This window comes from Peribacillus deserti, assembly GCF_016909175.1.
In the GTDB taxonomy this organism is placed as follows: domain Bacteria; phylum Bacillota; class Bacilli; order Bacillales; family DSM-1321; genus Paraperibacillus; species Paraperibacillus deserti.
On record NZ_JAFBFI010000006.1, the window covers coordinates 200,461 to 217,646 of the forward strand.

Annotated in this window: 14 protein-coding genes and 1 pseudogene; 6 read left to right on the plus strand and 9 right to left on the minus strand. The window is 40.0% G+C overall.

All coding sequences use genetic code 11. The annotated features are described in order from the left end of the window. Positions 1-342: 342 nt before the first annotated feature. Positions 343-981, minus strand: coding sequence for a YkyA family protein (locus tag JOC77_RS08920; RefSeq protein WP_204541972.1), 639 nt, complete (start codon positions 979-981; stop codon positions 343-345). 255 nt (positions 982-1,236) lie between these two features. Here JOC77_RS08920 and JOC77_RS08925 point away from each other — a divergent pair, with 255 nt between their 5' ends. Both JOC77_RS08925 and def read left to right on the plus strand, forming a co-directional pair. Next, positions 1,237-1,365, plus strand: a complete 129-nt coding sequence (locus tag JOC77_RS08925; protein ID WP_204541989.1) for a YjcZ family sporulation protein — start codon at positions 1,237-1,239, stop codon at positions 1,363-1,365. Positions 1,366-1,524: 159 nt separating this feature from the next. Next, complete coding sequence (def, locus tag JOC77_RS08930; protein ID WP_204541992.1) at positions 1,525-2,076, plus strand: peptide deformylase; 552 nt, start codon at positions 1,525-1,527, stop codon at positions 2,074-2,076. Between the two features lie 258 nt (positions 2,077-2,334). Here def and JOC77_RS08935 read toward each other — a convergent pair whose 3' ends face one another. Next, positions 2,335-3,105: a Cof-type HAD-IIB family hydrolase gene (locus JOC77_RS08935; protein WP_204541994.1), complete on the minus strand. Its 771-nt coding sequence runs from the start codon at positions 3,103-3,105 to the stop codon at positions 2,335-2,337. A 666-nt stretch (positions 3,106-3,771) separates the two neighbouring features. Here JOC77_RS08935 and JOC77_RS08940 point away from each other — a divergent pair. From JOC77_RS08940 to JOC77_RS08950, 3 genes and pseudogenes are all read left to right on the plus strand, one after another. After that, the gene (locus JOC77_RS08940) at positions 3,772-3,981 is read left to right on the plus strand and encodes a DNA-dependent RNA polymerase subunit epsilon (protein WP_204542010.1); all 210 of its coding nucleotides are present in this window, start codon (positions 3,772-3,774) and stop codon (positions 3,979-3,981) included. 6 nt (positions 3,982-3,987) lie between these two features. Then, positions 3,988-5,655 (plus strand): ribonuclease J1, encoded by a 1,668-nt coding sequence (gene rnjA, locus JOC77_RS08945; RefSeq protein ID WP_204542013.1) that lies wholly within the window; start codon positions 3,988-3,990, stop codon positions 5,653-5,655. A 186-nt stretch (positions 5,656-5,841) separates the two neighbouring features. After that, positions 5,842-7,055: pseudogene (locus JOC77_RS08950) on the plus strand (ISL3 family transposase). 294 nt (positions 7,056-7,349) lie between these two features. Here the strand turns inward: JOC77_RS08950 and JOC77_RS08955 are convergent. From JOC77_RS08955 to JOC77_RS08975, 5 genes are all read right to left on the minus strand, one after another. Continuing rightward, complete coding sequence (locus JOC77_RS08955) at positions 7,350-8,009, minus strand: NAD-binding protein (protein ID WP_204542016.1); 660 nt, start codon at positions 8,007-8,009, stop codon at positions 7,350-7,352. Positions 8,010-8,281: 272 nt separating this feature from the next. Then, complete coding sequence (locus JOC77_RS08960) at positions 8,282-10,102, minus strand: ABC transporter ATP-binding protein (RefSeq protein ID WP_204542019.1); 1,821 nt, start codon at positions 10,100-10,102, stop codon at positions 8,282-8,284. Between the two features lie 15 nt (positions 10,103-10,117). Then, positions 10,118-11,869, minus strand: a complete 1,752-nt coding sequence (locus tag JOC77_RS08965) for an ABC transporter ATP-binding protein (protein ID WP_204542022.1) — start codon at positions 11,867-11,869, stop codon at positions 10,118-10,120. Positions 11,870-12,268: 399 nt separating this feature from the next. Continuing rightward, complete coding sequence (locus JOC77_RS08970) at positions 12,269-12,724, minus strand: TlpA family protein disulfide reductase (RefSeq protein ID WP_204542025.1); 456 nt, start codon at positions 12,722-12,724, stop codon at positions 12,269-12,271. A 111-nt stretch (positions 12,725-12,835) separates the two neighbouring features. Beyond that, entirely contained in the window at positions 12,836-13,378 is a 543-nt protein-coding gene (locus tag JOC77_RS08975; protein WP_204542027.1) for a peroxiredoxin, read from the minus strand. Positions 13,379-14,121: 743 nt separating this feature from the next. On the opposite strand from JOC77_RS08975, the gene JOC77_RS08980 reads away from it, so the two are divergent. Further along, the gene (locus JOC77_RS08980) at positions 14,122-14,958 is read left to right on the plus strand and encodes a mechanosensitive ion channel family protein (protein WP_204542030.1); all 837 of its coding nucleotides are present in this window, start codon (positions 14,122-14,124) and stop codon (positions 14,956-14,958) included. A 31-nt stretch (positions 14,959-14,989) separates the two neighbouring features. On the opposite strand, the gene JOC77_RS08985 is transcribed toward JOC77_RS08980, so the two are convergent. Beyond that, positions 14,990-16,117: an N-acetyldiaminopimelate deacetylase gene (locus JOC77_RS08985; protein WP_204542032.1), complete on the minus strand. Its 1,128-nt coding sequence runs from the start codon at positions 16,115-16,117 to the stop codon at positions 14,990-14,992. An 81-nt stretch (positions 16,118-16,198) separates the two neighbouring features. Beyond that, positions 16,199-16,909 carry a 2,3,4,5-tetrahydropyridine-2,6-dicarboxylate N-acetyltransferase gene (dapD, locus tag JOC77_RS08990; RefSeq protein WP_204542035.1) on the minus strand — a complete coding sequence of 237 codons (711 nt, stop codon included), beginning with the start codon at positions 16,907-16,909 and terminating at the stop codon, positions 16,199-16,201. Positions 16,910-17,186: the final 277 nt, after the last annotated feature.

The following is a 17,186-nucleotide window of genomic DNA, read 5'->3' on the forward strand; positions in this document are numbered from 1 at the left end:
AACCCTGTATCTATAAAATTAATTTTCATAATGATACAATGCTTTATTTTCCTCTAACAGTTTACAACAACTTATTTAGTATAGTCAAACACTAGGTTTGTAATCCATTAAATCATAAAATATTGTTTTTTTGTTACCGCTTTACACAGGTAAAATAATATCTGTTACATATCAGACACTTTAACTGTACTACAAAAACCCCCTTAAGTAAAAATAATTGCCTCGCTTTATTAAAAGACAAAAATGTTTGGTTTACCTATTTAATTTTTCCTTTCATGCCAAAAATAATCCAAAAAAAATAAGCGGCATCCTATCTGCCGCTTTTGTTCACTTTTGCGAATCCTACTCTCCGCTGTATAATAAGCTTTGTTTTCGGTAATTATATTCCTCTGTTAACTTATTAAACCTTTCATTTTCTGTTCTCACTTTCTCGTAAAGCTGATTAATCTTGTTAATTTGAGATTGGAGCTCTTCGAACTTCAGGTTCTTCTCTTTAAACATTTCATATAATCTAATATCCTGCAGAATACTATCCCTATAATAATCAACCAGTTTGTCGTGTGCCTTGTATCTATCCTGCATGGCGGCGTAAAGAAGCTTTTCCTCTCCATTATCCTGCAAAGCGGACAGCGGCTCCTTCATTTCCCCGAATGCTTTTTTAGACTGTCTCATGATTTTGTCTTCCTGATCAAGACTTTTACTCCGGGAATGAATAGCAGCAATCGCTTCATCTGAAAGTTTTACAATGGTACTGTATTCTTTCATGCTTAAATGAATAATCCTGTCGTATAGCTGCTTTTCCTTCGCCTCCAATTCCATCAAACGATTTTGCTGCTTATCAATTTCTTTTTCTGCTTTAACAATCTTGTCCTGCGCTTGGTTTATTTTTTCTTCCGGGCTCTCTTTATCTGTACATCCTTGTAAAAGAAGAATTGCAGCGATTAAAAAAAGGAATTTTATTAAAAGGTGTTTGAAAAGCATTTAGTTTCCCCCCATTTTGGTGTGCCGGGTTACATTTAAGATTAAACCTTCCGTTCTTATGCTTAAAAGCCTGTCCCTTGAATTATAGCAGGTCTGAATTCAGCTTTTACTAAAATACGTAAAAATAGGCTGATGCCTGCACAGTTGGGTTGTATTTGCATAGGCTATATTAAACCTGGTGAGCTGAAGCTGCCTTTTCGACACATATTCAATTGCAGCGCGCCATCAGGAGAAAAATGACAGGAGGAATTTCTTATGTACGGTTATGGCGGTTATTGCTATCCTGCATACGGCTATGGAGGCAGAGGCTTTGGAAGAGGCTTCGCATTACTGGTCGTACTTTTTATTCTGCTGATTATTGTTGGTGCATGCTTTCCATTTTAATGAATTTGATGCATCCCATTACAAATAATCCGTCCAGGGATGAGCTTTCCCTGGACTTTAATTATTGAACTGTTTTACATACTTAATTATGATTAACTTTTATATAATTATTTGCTACACTTATTGGTACATATTTTCGTCTAGCATGGGGGTAATGGAATGATTACAATGAAAGATATAATAAGAGAAGGACACCCAACTTTAAGGAAAGTGGCTGAGCCCGTCCCTCTTCCTGCATCTGAAGAAGATCAGGCTACATTAAAGAGCATGATGGAATATATCCAAAACAGCCAGAACCCGGAGATTGCCGCGATGTACAGCCTCCGTCCCGGAATCGGCCTTGCTGCACCTCAAATTAATGTTCCAAAAAGAATGATAGCTGTCCAGGTTCCCGATGACCGTGGAGGATTGATCAGCTATGCTCTGTTTAATCCAAAAATCGTAAGTCATTCTGTAGAGAAAAGCTATCTCACAGCGGGTGAAGGATGTTTATCCGTTGACCGTGAAGTTCCTGGCTATGTGCCGAGATATGCCCGTGTAACAGTAGAAGGCACTACATTAGAGGGTGAACAGGTTAAATTGCGGTTAAAAGGACTTCCAGCTATATGTTTTCAGCATGAAATAGATCATCTAAACGGAGTCATGTTTTATGACCACATAAACGAATCGAATCCATACGGTCCAATTGATGGTGTACCGATAGAAAGATAATGGTTTAGAAAAAGCTGTCATTTATTTGAGGCTTTTTAAGCCTGTAAAACTTGCCTGTTGGTTGCTGAGAATGGCACTCGCTTTTTTGCGGGCGGCCCGGGAGCCTCCTCTCACGCTTACGCCTTTGGGGTCTCCCTTGACCCGTTTTTCTGCTCAGAAGTCCCGCGCCTGCAGCGAAGATCAACATAGGGCCAAAATCAACAATAAACTTTAGCCATTCATATAAAAAGTGAGCTGCCCAAATGAGCAGCTCACTTTTTATATTAACTTTAATTTTTTCAGTCCCTGGAAGATTCCATCCTCACTTACATCGCTTGTAACGTAAGCAGCGTGTTTTTTTACTTCGTTTATAGCATTTCCCATGGCTACTCCGTGTCCGACCGTTCCAAGCATTTCAATGTCATTCAGACCGTCTCCAAATGCATAAACGTCTTCTAGTTTAAAACCTATTCGATCCATTAAGGATTTGATTCCTTCAGCTTTTGAGGCTCCTTTTGGGAGAACGTCGACGGCCAGCTCGTGCCAGCGGATGTAACGAAAGAAGGAGTGGTTCTGGTGATAGAACATTTCATCTTTAGGCTCACAGAAAAGAAGGGTCTGATATATTTCTCTGTTAGTGTAGAACTCTGTGTCTTTTTCCGGATGGGGAAAATTAAGAGTGCCCAGGCTTTCTTCAATAAAACTGCTGTGTTTAACCGAGGCTTTCATTGTTTTTTCGTTCATGAACACTAAGGAGTGTCCTGCTTTTTCGGCTGATTGATGCAGTCGTTCTAATTCCGCTGTATGAAGCGGATTTTTATAAACAACCTCATTTTCAAACACTACATATTGGCCGTTAAAGCTTACAAACGTTTCGATATCAAGTTCTTCCCGGATATAGTCAAACATGAATGGTGCCCTTCCTGTGGCAATTGCTACGTAAACACCATTTTGCTGAAGGGTTTTAATAGCTTCTCTAGTACTGTCGGGAATTTTCTTTTCATGATCAAGTATAGTGCCGTCAATATCAAAAAAAACGATTTTCTTCATTTTTACACGTCCTCTGAGAACTTATGGATTATTTTATTTTGCACCCATAAGATTTTGTTATTAGCTAGTGTTCCATTCTTCCTTCTTCACATGTAACTATTCTATTAAATTAATGTCAATTCATAAGCACTTCTTTTTACATTTCCATTAACATCCAGATTTTTTTTAGCAGTTTCTGCATAAAATACTAGCAGAAGAATGGAACGTGATTCTAGTCAATGCGGGACGCCATAAACTGCTCATAAAGATGTATTTACTTTATAGAATTTTCAGTTAAAATAATAGGTAAGGAGTGATCCGCCATGTTAAAAAAGTTACGTAAAAAACTAGTTAACCAATGGAAGGATTTACTTAGAAAAAAAACAATCGCATAAAACTTTTAAAAAAAGCCCTTCAAAACTTGCGAAGGGCTCTTTCCTTATTGTAAAGTACTCTAAGTATACTAAAAATAGGCTGGGAAATAATTCTTTTAGTGACTAAATTGTTGTAAAACATGAAAAATTCCCTTTTTTTTTATATAATCTATATACATAAAGGAAAATGAAAGATAATCTGTGAACAGAGCTTTTTTTTCATAAATCCTGGGCAGAATATAAAAATACGTTGATAGAGCAAATAATATTTAATTATATATATTAAAATAAGGTTGTTAGGAGAGATAGAAAAATGATTTTCAAAGTGTACTACCAAGAGACTGCCAGTGAGGTTCCAGTCCGTGAAATGACTAAAACGATATATGTAGAAGGCGAGTCCGCACGGGAAGTTATCAAAAAAGTATCTGAGCGCAAGTATAATATTGAATATGTTGAAAAGGTAAGCGGAAATTATCTTGAATATGAAAAACAAAACGAAGATTTTAATGTATTGGAGCTATGATGATTTATGAAATTTGTTAAAAATGACCAGACAGCTGTTTTCGCCCTCGGGGGTTTAGGCGAAATTGGAAAAAATACTTATGCCGTTCAATTTCAGGACGAAATTATTTTAATCGATGCAGGCATTAAATTCCCTGAAGATGAGCTTCTTGGAATTGATTATGTAATCCCTGACTATACGTATATTGTTAAAAATGAAGATAAAATTAAAGGGTTATTTGTAACGCACGGACATGAAGACCATATTGGCGGTATTCCTTACCTTCTTAAGCAGGTTAACATTCCTATTTACGGCGGTAAGCTTGCTCTGGGACTGATTCGGAATAAACTTGAAGAACACGGCTTGCTGCGTCAAACCAAGCTGATTGAGTTTCAGGAAGATGATATTATTAAATTCCGTAAAACTTCCGTAACATTTTTCCGTACTACACACAGTATTCCGGATTCGTACGGAGTTGTGGTTAAGACTCCAAACGGCCAGATTGTCCACACTGGGGATTTCAAATTTGACTTCACACCAGTAGGTGAGCCGGCTAACTTAACAAAAATGGCTGAAATCGGAAAAGAAGGCGTTCTCTGCCTGCTTTCAGACAGCACTAACAGTGAAGTTCCTAATTTCACAATGTCTGAACGCCGTGTCGGTGAAAGTATCCAGGATGTGTTCCGAAAAGTCGATGGACGGGTCATTTTTGCTACTTTTGCATCAAATATCCACCGCCTTCAGCAGGTGATAGAAGCTGCTGTTGAACATGGCCGTAAGGTTGCAGTTTTCGGGCGCAGTATGGAGGCAGCAATTGATATAGGCCAGGATCTCGGTTATATTGTCTGCCCTAAAGATACGTTCATTGATGCTCAATCTATAAACAGGCTGCCGGCAAATAAGGTGACCATCCTTTGTACGGGAAGCCAGGGAGAGCCAATGGCTGCTCTTTCTAGAATTGCCGGCGGAACACATCGCCAGATTCAGATTATTCCTGGAGATACTGTTGTATTTTCTTCTTCACCAATACCCGGAAACAATATCAGTGTATCGAGAACGATTAATATGCTCTCAAGGGCAGGCGCAGAAGTCATTCATGGTCCTCTGAGCGACATTCATACTTCTGGACACGGCAGCCAGGAAGAACAGAAGCTGATGCTTCGTTTAATCAAGCCTAAGTTCTTTATGCCGATCCATGGTGAGTATAGAATGCAGAAAATGCATGTAAATCACGCCGTTGACTGCGGTGTGCCGGAAGAAAATTGTTTCATTATGGATAATGGTGAAGTTTTAGCTCTAAGCGAAGACAAAGCGGCTGTGGCCGGTAAAATTCCTTCCGGAAATGTTTATATTGACGGAAGCGGAATTGGGGATATTGGCAATATCGTGCTTCGTGACCGCCGTATTCTTTCAGAAGAAGGCCTAGTAGTAGTTGTTGTAAGCATTAATATGAAGGATTTCAAAATTTCAGCAGGACCAGATTTGATTTCTCGCGGTTTTGTTTATATGCGTGAATCAGGGGATCTTATTAACGATGCTCAAGCTCTAATTTCTAAGCATTTGAACAAAGTGATGGAACGGAAAACCACTCAATGGTCTGAAATAAAAAATGAGATTACAGATACTCTATCTCCTTTCCTATATGAAAAAACAAAGCGCCGCCCAATGATTCTTCCAATAATCATGGAAGTGTAATAGGCGTAAAGATAAAAAAAACTGTCTCCTTAATCGCAGGAGACAGTTTTTTTATTAAATAAGAAAGGCTCTATAATATTTGTTGGGGTCGAGGGAAAATTTCCGGGCATAAAAAAACACGCAAACTTCCATTTCTTTTATACTTGAATTGTCGAGAAACAAGTAAAGGAATGAAGTTGCGTGCATATGAATTTTACCATGAATATTCCAGGTTTAAAAGGGGTTATCCCTACTAGATTTGAAGATGTAGGAGGAGTTATCCGGATTTACATAGAGGTGGAACGGAAGGCACACCGGTGTCCTCGTTGTCAAAATAGAACAAGCCGTGTCCACGACTACCGTATTCAAAAGATCCATCACTTAAAATGGTTCGAGAGGCAGACTCAAATCTATTACAAACGTAGACGATATGCATGTAGCTGCGGGAAAAGGTTTTCCGAAAAGAATCCGATTGTTCAGCGCTACCAGCGTACTTCAATTGAGTGGAACCAGGCTATAATGATTCGAGCTGTAAAAGGTAAGACTTTTAAGGAAACTGGCGAAAACTATGGTGTTTCGGCCACTAAGATTGTTCGCCGATTTGATCAAGTGGCTCGCAGCGAAATCCGAACTGTAGAACACTTACCTTCGGTCATTGCAATAGATGAATATAAAGGGGACACAAGGGAAGGAAAGTATCAGCTGATCATTGCGGACACGGTTACTCGAAAACCGATTGACATTCTTCCTAATCGTTATAAAAAGACGATTAAGCACTATCTGCAAAAACATGGCAGCCGGTACAGATGGTCGTCATGGATATGAGCCAATCCTTCAAGGCAGCTGTCCAGTCCGCGCTAGGACGTCCGGTTATCATTGCCGACCGTTTTCACTTCTGCCGATATATCCATTGGGCACTTGATGGAGTAAGAAGACGGTGCCAGCAGTCATTTCACGATTATGATCGTAAGAAATGTAAACGGATGAAGCACGTATTCCATAAATCTAGTACAAAGCTTAACGAAGAGGAACGATGGCATTTACAGCGTTATTTGGAGATGTCTAAAGAGCTCAGAAGAGCCTATGAATTAAAAGAAGCTTATCAGGCTTGGTTTTCACATGCCAAGGAAAAAGGGACCCACCAAATGGGAGAAGTAAAAGAGGAATTACACGAATTTTATGAACTGGTAAGAAGATCAGAAATTCCTGAAATGAATAAGGCGATAAAAACCTTGCAAAATTGGCAGACTGAAATCTTGAACAGCTTTATTTATCCCTATTCCAATGGGTTTTTAGAAGGTATAAATAATTCAACTAAGGTGCTGAAACGGAATGCCTTTGGTTTTAGAAGTTTCGACCGTTTTAGGGCTAAAATTTTATTAACACATCAGTATAAAGGAATTGGGGTTCACATTGGATAGGGGTGACTACTCAAGTCATCACCCCAACATTTGACGGAGAACCATAAGAAAGACAAATCTTAGGCAGGTACCGCTTTTCTTAATGCCTTTCAGGTGTCTGCTTTTCAAGTAGAATGATGTTTAAATAAAATTGTTTAAAGCACCGTTCTCCGCTTTTCTTGTTATCCAGCTGCGAACTGCCTTCCTTGAGTCTTAAGCCAATCAGTCCATGAGAGGAAAGAGCGCCTCTCATGGACTGCTCGTCTTGAGCTTGTCGGAAGGCTCCTCCACTTCGTTCCGGACCGTTCTCCGCTTTTATTCAACCATTTGTTTTTCAAACTTATTAACATCTTTATCAGCGCCTATTACAATCAGGATATCTTCATCCAGTATAGTTTCTTCAGCACTAGGTGAAACAATTATATCTTTATCTCTTTTAATGGCTACAATATTAAGCCCGAACCGCGCCCTTACATTGAGACCAATGATTGAATTTCCTGCCAGTCTCTTGCCTGCCCTGATTTCCACAATGGAGTGTTCATCAGAGACAGCCAGATAGTCGAGCACATTATTGTGCACTAGGTGATGGGCGATCCTCTTCCCCATGTCGCGTTCCGGATGAACAATACGGTCAGCTCCAATTTTCTTAAGCACTTTTTCATGATAATCATTCTGTGCTTTCACTGTAATATTGCTTACACCCAGTTCATTTAAAATTAAGGTTGTGAGTATACTGGCCTGAATATTTTCTCCAATAGCTACAATTACGTGATCGAAGTTGCGTATTCCCAAACTTTTAAGTACCGTTTCATCTGTAGTATCGCCCACGACTGCATGTGAAGCTATATTTGCAAATTCGTTAACCCTTTCTTCATCACTGTCTATTGCCAGTACATTGATCCCCTGCTCGACCAGCTCCCTGCAGATGCTCCCGCCGAACCGGCCTAATCCTATAACTGCATATTCTTTTTTCACGATTAATCCCCCAAATACATACAAAATCTGATAGTTTTGTGTTTATCAGCACGCCAGTTTTACACTCATTCACTTTTATTTTACACAAAGAAAAGGCTTATTAGCTATTTATTTCTCTCCGCCGCGATGGTGAATAGATGATAGATGACAAAAATACGTTCTTTTATGGATCTCATGCGTTTTAATAGTAAAATAATATAGCTTATCCTCATTATTATTTCTGCAAAAGAAAATCAAAAACCGCCTCTATATGTAAGAGGCGGCTGCTTGAGCTATCCAGCATCCAGCATATTAAATTGTGCTTTTACAAGGCTATAGTACTCCCCTTTTTGGTCCATTAATTCTTCGTGGCTGCCTTCTTCTAAAACACTGCCTGCCTTCAGTACAAATATCTTATCAGCATCCCTGATAGTAGAGAGCCTATGTGCAATAATGATAGAGGTACGTCCATGCAGCAATGTTTTTAATGCCTCCTGAATTTTCATTTCTGTTTCTGTATCAATACTCGCGGTAGCTTCGTCTAGAATAAGGATTTTTGGATCAGCCAGCAAGGCCCGAGCAAATGATAAAAGCTGTCTCTCTCCAACTGAGAGAATATTTCCTCGTTCCTGAACTTCGGTTTCGTAGCCGTTTGGCAGTTTTCCGATAAATTCATCGGCTCCTACGGCTTTGGCGGCGAAGAGTACTTCCTCATCAGAGGCATCCGGCCGTCCAAATCTGATATTTTCCATGATTGTACCTGAAAAGATGAAAGTATCCTGCAAGACGATGCTAATATGTTTTCGGAGACTGGAAAGACTGACCTCTCTTACATCAAGCCCATCAATCTTAACAGAACCTTGTGTAGGGTCATAAAAACGGCTGACCAGATTAGCAATCGTCGATTTACCAGAGCCAGTGTGGCCGACAAGTGCAACCGTACTGCCTGCTGGCATTTTTAATGAAATATGATTGAGTGCTTTTCTATTTTTTTCGTATGCAAATTCCACATCTTCAAAAACAATCTCTCCATGCATAGAGTTTAATTGAACGGCATTCATTTTTTCTGATACAAGAGGCTTCTCATCCAGAAATTCAAATATTCGTTCTGAGGAAGCCATGCCTATTAATAATTGATTATAAACCTGGCCCAGCCGTGAAATAGGCTCCCAAAACATTCCAAGATAGAAAGCAAATGAGACAAAAACACCTATAGAAATAGCTCCATTTTGTATTAAGCTCGCTCCATACCAGATAAGAATCACGGTACCAGCGGCATTAGTCATCTCTACAAGCGGCCGGAACATAGCGTTTTTCTTTGATGCCTGCTTCCAGCTCTCATAGTTTTCCTTGTTCACTTCATTAAAGAATGCCATATTTTCTGGTTCTTGAGTGAATGCCTGAGTCACTCGAATTCCCTGTATACTTTCATTAAGATGAGAATTCAGCTTTGATTGGCGGATCCTTACCACCTGCCAGCTTCTTCGGATGTTTTTTCGCAGGCTGGTAGAAATAAGGAACATCAGCGGCAGAATAATCATGATAGCTAATGTGAGTTCAGGACTCAGTGTAAATAACATCACCAGTATGCCAGCCAAAAGAATGATATCCATCAGGAGATTAATGACACCATTAGTGAATAGCTCCTGCAAAGAATTAATGTCATTCATGATCCTGACAAGAATCGATCCTGCAGACCTTTGATCAAAGAAACGGTGTGAAAGGGTCTGGACATGCGTAAACAGGGCTTTGCGCAAATCATAAATAATGTTCTGCCCAAGCTCATTCATCCACTTAATCCGAAAAATATTCGCAATATATGAACAAACATATAGACCGGTAAGTACTGCAACTAAAGTTATTAGCAGTCCTGTATCTTTATTTTTCAAGGCATTATCCAGTGTATACACCCCTATTAGGGCAGGTACAGCAAGCCTGACTGCCGTGGTGGCAATGACCATCAGCAATGCAAGCGGCAGCAACCGCTTTGAGTAAGGCTTCATATATGCCATAAGCCTCAGCATCTGTCCCCAGTTAAACGGTTTTTCAATAATTTCTTCAGTCGAGTAATGAAATCTTTCAAGCACTTTTTTATTTACCTGTTTCGTCTGCATCAATATTCCCCCCTTTTACTTCGACTCTAACAATACCTTTTCTCTGTCTTTATATTGAATGTCATAAATTCTACGATAGTAACTTCCGGATTGCAGCAGTTCATGATGTGTACCTCTCTCAACAACTTCACCATGATCAAGCACTAAAATCTCATCCGCATGCTTCAAAGAGGAAATTCTATGTGCGATGATAAAAGTGGTCCTGCCTTTCATTACTTCAATTAAGGCATCCTGTATCCGAAACTCCGTTTCCATGTCTACAGCACTTGTAGCATCATCAAGCACCAAAATACTGGGATTTATACAAATGGCCCGGGCAATTGCAATCCTTTGCTTCTGCCCTCCTGATAAGCCATTTCCCCTCTCCCCCAGGACCGTATCGTATCCATTGGGCAGCTCCATAATAAATTCATGTGCCTGAGCCCTTTTGGCTGCATCTATGATCTGATCCATAGTAGCATCGGGATTCCCATATGAAATGCCTGCTTTGATGGAAGAAGAGAATAAAAACGATTCTTGAAGGACAAATCCTATATTGCTCCGAAGAGTTTCCAATGAATATTGTGTTATGAGATGGCCGTCTATGTAGATATCTCCGCCTTCAGGCTCATAGAAACGGGTTATTAATTGAGTCAGGGAGGTTTTCCCGCTTCCTGTCGGCCCAATCAGCCCGATGACTTTACCAGGCCGGGCATGAAAGCTGATATTTTTCAGCGCAGGCTGATCATCTTCCGAATAAGTAAGAGTTACATTTCGAAACTCAACTTCTCCAAGCAATGAGGATTTTACAATTGGATGGTTCCTCTCTGCTATCTCCTGTTTTTCATCCAGGACTTCCAGCAGCCTTTCTCCTGAAGCTTTCGCCTGTGAAAACATATTGATCACAAAACCCAGATTAACAATTGGCCAGATGATGTACCATACGAGACTATAGAAAGCGACTAACTCGCCAAGCTTCAGCGAATCATCAATAACCAGGTAGCCTCCGTAGGAAAGGAGGAGAACAACAGAAAGATTCCCTATAAACTCCATTAACGGAAAGTATTTTGCCCAGATATCTGAAGTGAACAGATACTGATCTTTATAATCATTATTAGACCGATTAAACTTACCTATCTCGAAATCCTCTCTTGACAAGGATTTTACGGTGTTTATACCGCTTATATTCTCTTGAACATTTGTATTTAATTTTCCAAAAGATTTTCGAATACCCCTAAAAGCGGGATGTACGGCTCTATCAAATTTATAAACAACAATAGCCAGGAATGGCAAGGCTAAAATCGTAACGAGAGTTAAAGAAGCGGAGTAATAAAACATAACTCCAAGACTTATTCCTATCAAAAGGAAAAAACGGAGCAGCTCTGAAAATCCATAGGAAAGGAAAAAACGAAAGCCTTCGACGTCCGCTGTCAATCTGGACATTAAATCTCCCGTTTTGGCATTATCATAATATCGATAAGGAAGGTACTGAAGTTTTTCATAGAGGGAATTTCTTAGTTTGTAAACAGAGATGATTCCAAAAAGATCTCCTAGATACTGATTTATGTATGTGGCAAAGCCCTTGACGGCCATTAAACTGACGAAAGATAGAGCCAATATAGGAATCCAGCTATACTTCCTCCTAAGCACTACATCATCAATCGTAATCTGAAGGATGATTGGATAAAGAACGGTAATACCTGTAACTAGAAGCAAAAATGCCAAAGAAATAAAAAAATAGTTTCGATACGGCCAATAAAACTGTTTTAGCCTTTTAAAGGTTTCCAAACAGTTTCCCCCTTTCTTATTCACCATAAAAAAATGATTACGGCTTGAAACATATAATTTCAAAGAACAATGTATTACTAAATATATCGGGTTTCGAAATGATTTTCCACCCGTTTTGTAAAAAAGTTTGAAAATTAAGTAAAAATATTCATATGCTAATTTTTATACAAAGCTCTGTTAAACTTGATTGTTGGTTGCAGCGAGAGGCACTCGCTTTCCGCGGGCGGCCCAGGAGCCTCCTTTCACGTTTACGCCTGACGGGGTCTCCCTTGACCCATTTCTCGCGCAAGAGTCTCGCGCCTTCCACTCCAATCAACATAGTGCCAAAATCAACAATGAACTTTAACATAGCCCACAAAAAAAAGAACCTCTCAAAATGGTATTGAGAGGTTCTTTCTTTTATGCTTCTTTTTCCATTTCATCTAAGACACGATTGACGCGTTTTTCAAGCATTTTCATTCCGCTGCCGCCCGCCTGGAAGTGACGCAGATTTCCTTCTTTATCAAATACATAGTAAGCAGGAACGTACTGATTCTCGAATGAATCGTTCAGCTTTAATTCACTGTCCACGAATATAGGCTGTGTAATGCCATGTTCTTTAGCAACTGCTTCAATTTGCGCTAAATCTAGATCATCCTCTGATCTGGGCATATGAACAGCAACCACGTTCAGTTTATCTTTGAAGTCGTCACGGAATTGATTTACCTGAGGCATAGCCTCTTTACATAAATGACAGCTGATGGACCAGAAGTGAATTAAAGTTGGCTTAGTTCCCACTAATTCTTCCCGGCTTAGCTCGCCATTTAACCATGTTGTTGCACCATTTAATTCTGGCATTGGTTGTCTTAACTTCATTGTGGCACCTCCATTTAGTTATTGATATTAACACTTGCGACGTTAATACCCTTAGAAGAAAAGGCCTAACCGCATGTTAGGCCTGTCCGCTTTTTTAGAAAAGTTTAAAACTTATAATGTAGCCTGGCCTGGTCTCCAGTTAGCCGGGCAAAGTCCGCCTGTTTGAAGAGCCTGCAATACACGAAGAGTTTCATCTACGTCACGGCCGATGTTGTTATGGTTAACAACTGAATACATTAATTCTCCCTCAGGGCTGATAATGTAAAGACCACGAAGAGCTACTCCTTCTTCTTCAATTAAAACACCGTATTCACGAGAAACCATATGGTTAGTATCAGCCGCTAAAGGATATTTTAAATCTCCAAGGCCGTTTTCTTTACGGTCAGTATTGATCCATGCTAAGTGAGTGTGGATAGTATCAGTAGAAACACCGATCACTTCTGCGTCTAGATCTTCAAACTCATCGTAACGGTCAGACATTGCAGTAATTTCAGTCGGGCAGACAAATGTAAAGTCCATTGGATAGAAAAATAGAACGGTCCATTTATCATTTTTCATGTTTTCTTCTAAGCTGACTTTTCCAAATTCCTTGTTAGCTAAAACAGCATCCATTTCAAATCTTGGTGCTTGTTTACCTACCATACGTTCTGGCATATGTAATCCCTCCAAAAATAAGTTATATGAGAAAAATGCTGTTGATTTCTCATTTGTAATTTTAATCACATTTTTCATTATAGAGTAATGAGAATCCGCGAGTCAATTGGAATCATTTCTAAACAGAAATTATTACAAAGTGGTGATTTATTTCTGCCAAATATCAGTCTTCCCATTTACCTGGCTTTTTATTTCTTAGCTTTTGTTAAACTTGTCTGTTGATTTCCGCTACAGGCACTCGCTTTCCGCGGGCGGTCCGGTAGCCTCCTCGGCGTGATACGCCTGCGGGGGTCTCCCTTAATAGAAAAGCAGAGGACGGTGACTTTCAAGGTAGTTCTTTTTAGAGAATTGTGATGAACAAACTCGTTTAAAAAACCATTATATAGAAAGTCAGATACCTGACAGACATAAGACAAGCGCAGCGAAAGGCGCTTTTTGCCTTTTGATGGCGATTGGCTTATGACCGAAGGTGTCAGTCCGGAGCTGGACAATACTCGCTTTTCTGAGCAGGAGTCTCGCACCTTCCGCTCGAATCAACTTAGCGAGAAAATAAACATTGAGCTCAAACATCGCCTATTTATTAAGACTATACAAGTTTATCATTCCTCTTCCTTGTTACAAAACATAATGGCTCCATCCCTGCCCTTATGCTGTATTTTTTCTTTTCTTTGTTGTACGTTAAAAGGTATAAAAGCAAGAAAGGTTGAATCACCATGCGTAATTTTTTTGAGGGGAATGAATTTATGAACGGCATAAGACAAATCGATTATAGTGCACTCTTCATCAGCTTCGGTGCTGGTGTATTAAAAATTTTGGCGATCATTATTATCTTTTACTTAGCTAAGACCATCGCTGAGAAACTCATACATAAAAGCTTTGGTACATTGCAGTCACAAAAGAAAGTGTCAGCCACCAGAGTAAAAACGTTAGAAAGCCTCACAAGCAATATTATTGGATATGTGTTGATCTTCATTCTCATTGTAACGATCTTACAGGTTTTAGGTATACATGCTACTGCCGTACTGGCAGGTGCCGGAGTGGTCGGTTTAGCTGTCGGTTTCGGTGCACAGGGGCTGGTAAGCGATGTTGTCACAGGTTTTTTTCTTTTGCTGGAAAGACAGGTGGATGTTGGGGATAATGTAACAATTGCTACATTCTCTGGCATTGTCGAGCAGGTGGGGCTGCGCACTACTCATATTCGCGGATTTGATGGAACTTTGCACTATATTCCAAACAGGGGAATTACGAACTTGAGCAACCACTCCAGGGCAGATATGAAAGCCATTATTGATTTTAGTATTCATTATCCGCACGACCCGGAATTGGCCCAGGAGCTCATTCAAGAATCTTTTAATACATTTAAAGCAGATAACTCATCTATAGTGGACGGCCCAAGCATATTTGCCGCCGGCGTTGGACAGCCGCAGGGAAGCCTGAGAATCATAGGAAAAACTGTCAGCGGCGAACGGAATGCAATGAAAAGAAAACTGATGATTTTGATTAAAGAAACTCTTGAAGCTAATGGCTTAGAAGCACCTTCTATGGATCAGCCTGCTTTGGAACGAAAAAATAAAATGTAACAAAAAAAGTTGAGGCTTCCCCTCAACTTTTTTATTTATTACCTTTAAATTCAATATACTGAACGGCTAATTCGATGGCCTTTTCAATGGCATTTTCGTTTGGATTCAGTTTTGAATGGTGAAGTCCAAACTCTGAATTCACTCCAAGCCAGAACATGAATCCCGGAATATCCCGGGTCATAAAGCCAAAATCCTCACCTGTCATGGCTTCTTTGCATTCATGCACGTGAATACCTGATTGCTTTCTAGCAAAGTCCATAAACTCCCGTGCTAATTCTTCGTTATTATATACCTGGTGATACATGGCTCCATAGTCTAATGAAATCGTACATTGATAGCTTTTTTCGATACCCGTTATAATATCTTCTATTCTCTGTTTGACCTTCTGCATATTTTCCTCTGAAAAAGTCCGGATTGTTCCTTCTAAATGAACATTCTCAGCAATAATGTTCTGGGCAGTGCCGCCGTTTATGATCCCGAGCGTAATTACAGCTGAATCCAGCGGGTCTACATTTCTGGAAATGATGGTTTGAAGCTGGCCGACCAGCGCACTTGCAGCAACAATCATATCATTACTCAAATGCGGATAAGCGGCATGCCCGCCTTTCCCTTTTAAATCTATATATAATTCAGAAGTATTCGCAAATAAAAGTCCTTCTTTTAGGGCAATCGTACCCACTGGATACTCAGGGGCAATGTGAAGGGCAAAGATCATATCGGGCATCCATTTTCTCAGGACATCCGATGCAAGCATAGGTTCTGCCCCGCCAGGGCCTTCTTCAGCTGGCTGGAAAATAAACAGCACATCATCCTGAATGGGATGATGGATGATGTGTGTAAGAACTCCTAGGGCAATACTCATATGCAGATCATGTCCACAGGCATGCATTCTTCCTTCATGCTCCGATACAAACTCCAGACCGGTTTCCTCTTTTATCTGCAGACCATCAATGTCCGTACGGTACCCGATTGTCTTTTTAGGCTTCGATCCTTTTACTTTTACTAAGATACCTGTTTTCCAAGTTTCAATTTCCATACGGTCACCTGGAAGCGACTGAAGATAGTTTAGTAGATATTTCTGGGTTTTAAATTCCTGAAAACCCAGCTCTGGAATTTTATGAAGGTCTCTCCTAATTGAAACAAAAGGATGTAATCCCATGACTCTCCCCCGATCGTTTTATTTTAATGTAAATAATCCCTGTCAATTCTAGGTTGACAGGGAAGTTTTAAGAGGTTCAAATTACAGCTGGCGAAGCTCTTGTTTAATTTCAGTTTTTGATTTAGTTTTTTCATCAATTTCCTTGATAACTCTTGCAGGGGTTCCGGCAACAACTGTATACGGAGGAACATCTTCGATTACGATAGCACCCGCAGCTACAACAGCACCTTTGCCAACAGTTACTCCTTCAAGAACAACCGCATTCGCACCAATAACAACATCATCTTCAACAACGACCGGCTTTGCAGAAGGCGGTTCAATAACCCCAGCCAGTACAGAACCTGCACCAATGTGGCAGTTCTTCCCTACAGTTGCACGTCCGCCAAGCACCACATTCATATCGATCATAGTGCCTTCGCCAATAACCGCACCAATATTAATAGAAGCCCCCATCATAATGACAGCATTATCGCCAATTTCAACCTGATCACGAATAATAGCGCCCGGCTCAATTCTAGCTTTAATATTTTTCGTATCAAGCAAAGGAATCGCCGAATTACGACGGTCATTTTCGACCACATAATCCTCAACCTTATCCTTATTCGCATTTAGAGCTTCATTAATTTCAGCCCATTCCCCAAACACAACCCCTGTGTTCCCTGTAACAAACACTTTAGAGCTTTCACCAAAATTAATACCCTCAAGTTCACCTTTTATATAAACCTTAACGGGCGTAGACTTCGTGCTGTTTTGAATAAAAGAAATAATCTCATTCGCATCCATCATTTTCACGATACATTTCCTCCTACATAACTATGTATTTTCATTTTTTTACTTTAACAGACTAAAACACTTAAGACAAGCGTGAAAAGCGGAAAGCGGTGCCTTTCCACTCTTACAATTTTTTGCATAATGATAAATCGACTCTATATAAGACACCACATTGGATCGAAAGGCAGAGACCTGACAAGCACAAGACGAGCAGGCCGTGGGAGGCGCCTTCCCTCCCATGGACTGATTGGCTTATGTCTCGAGGGTGGCAGCTTGGAGCTAGACAACCAGAAAAGCG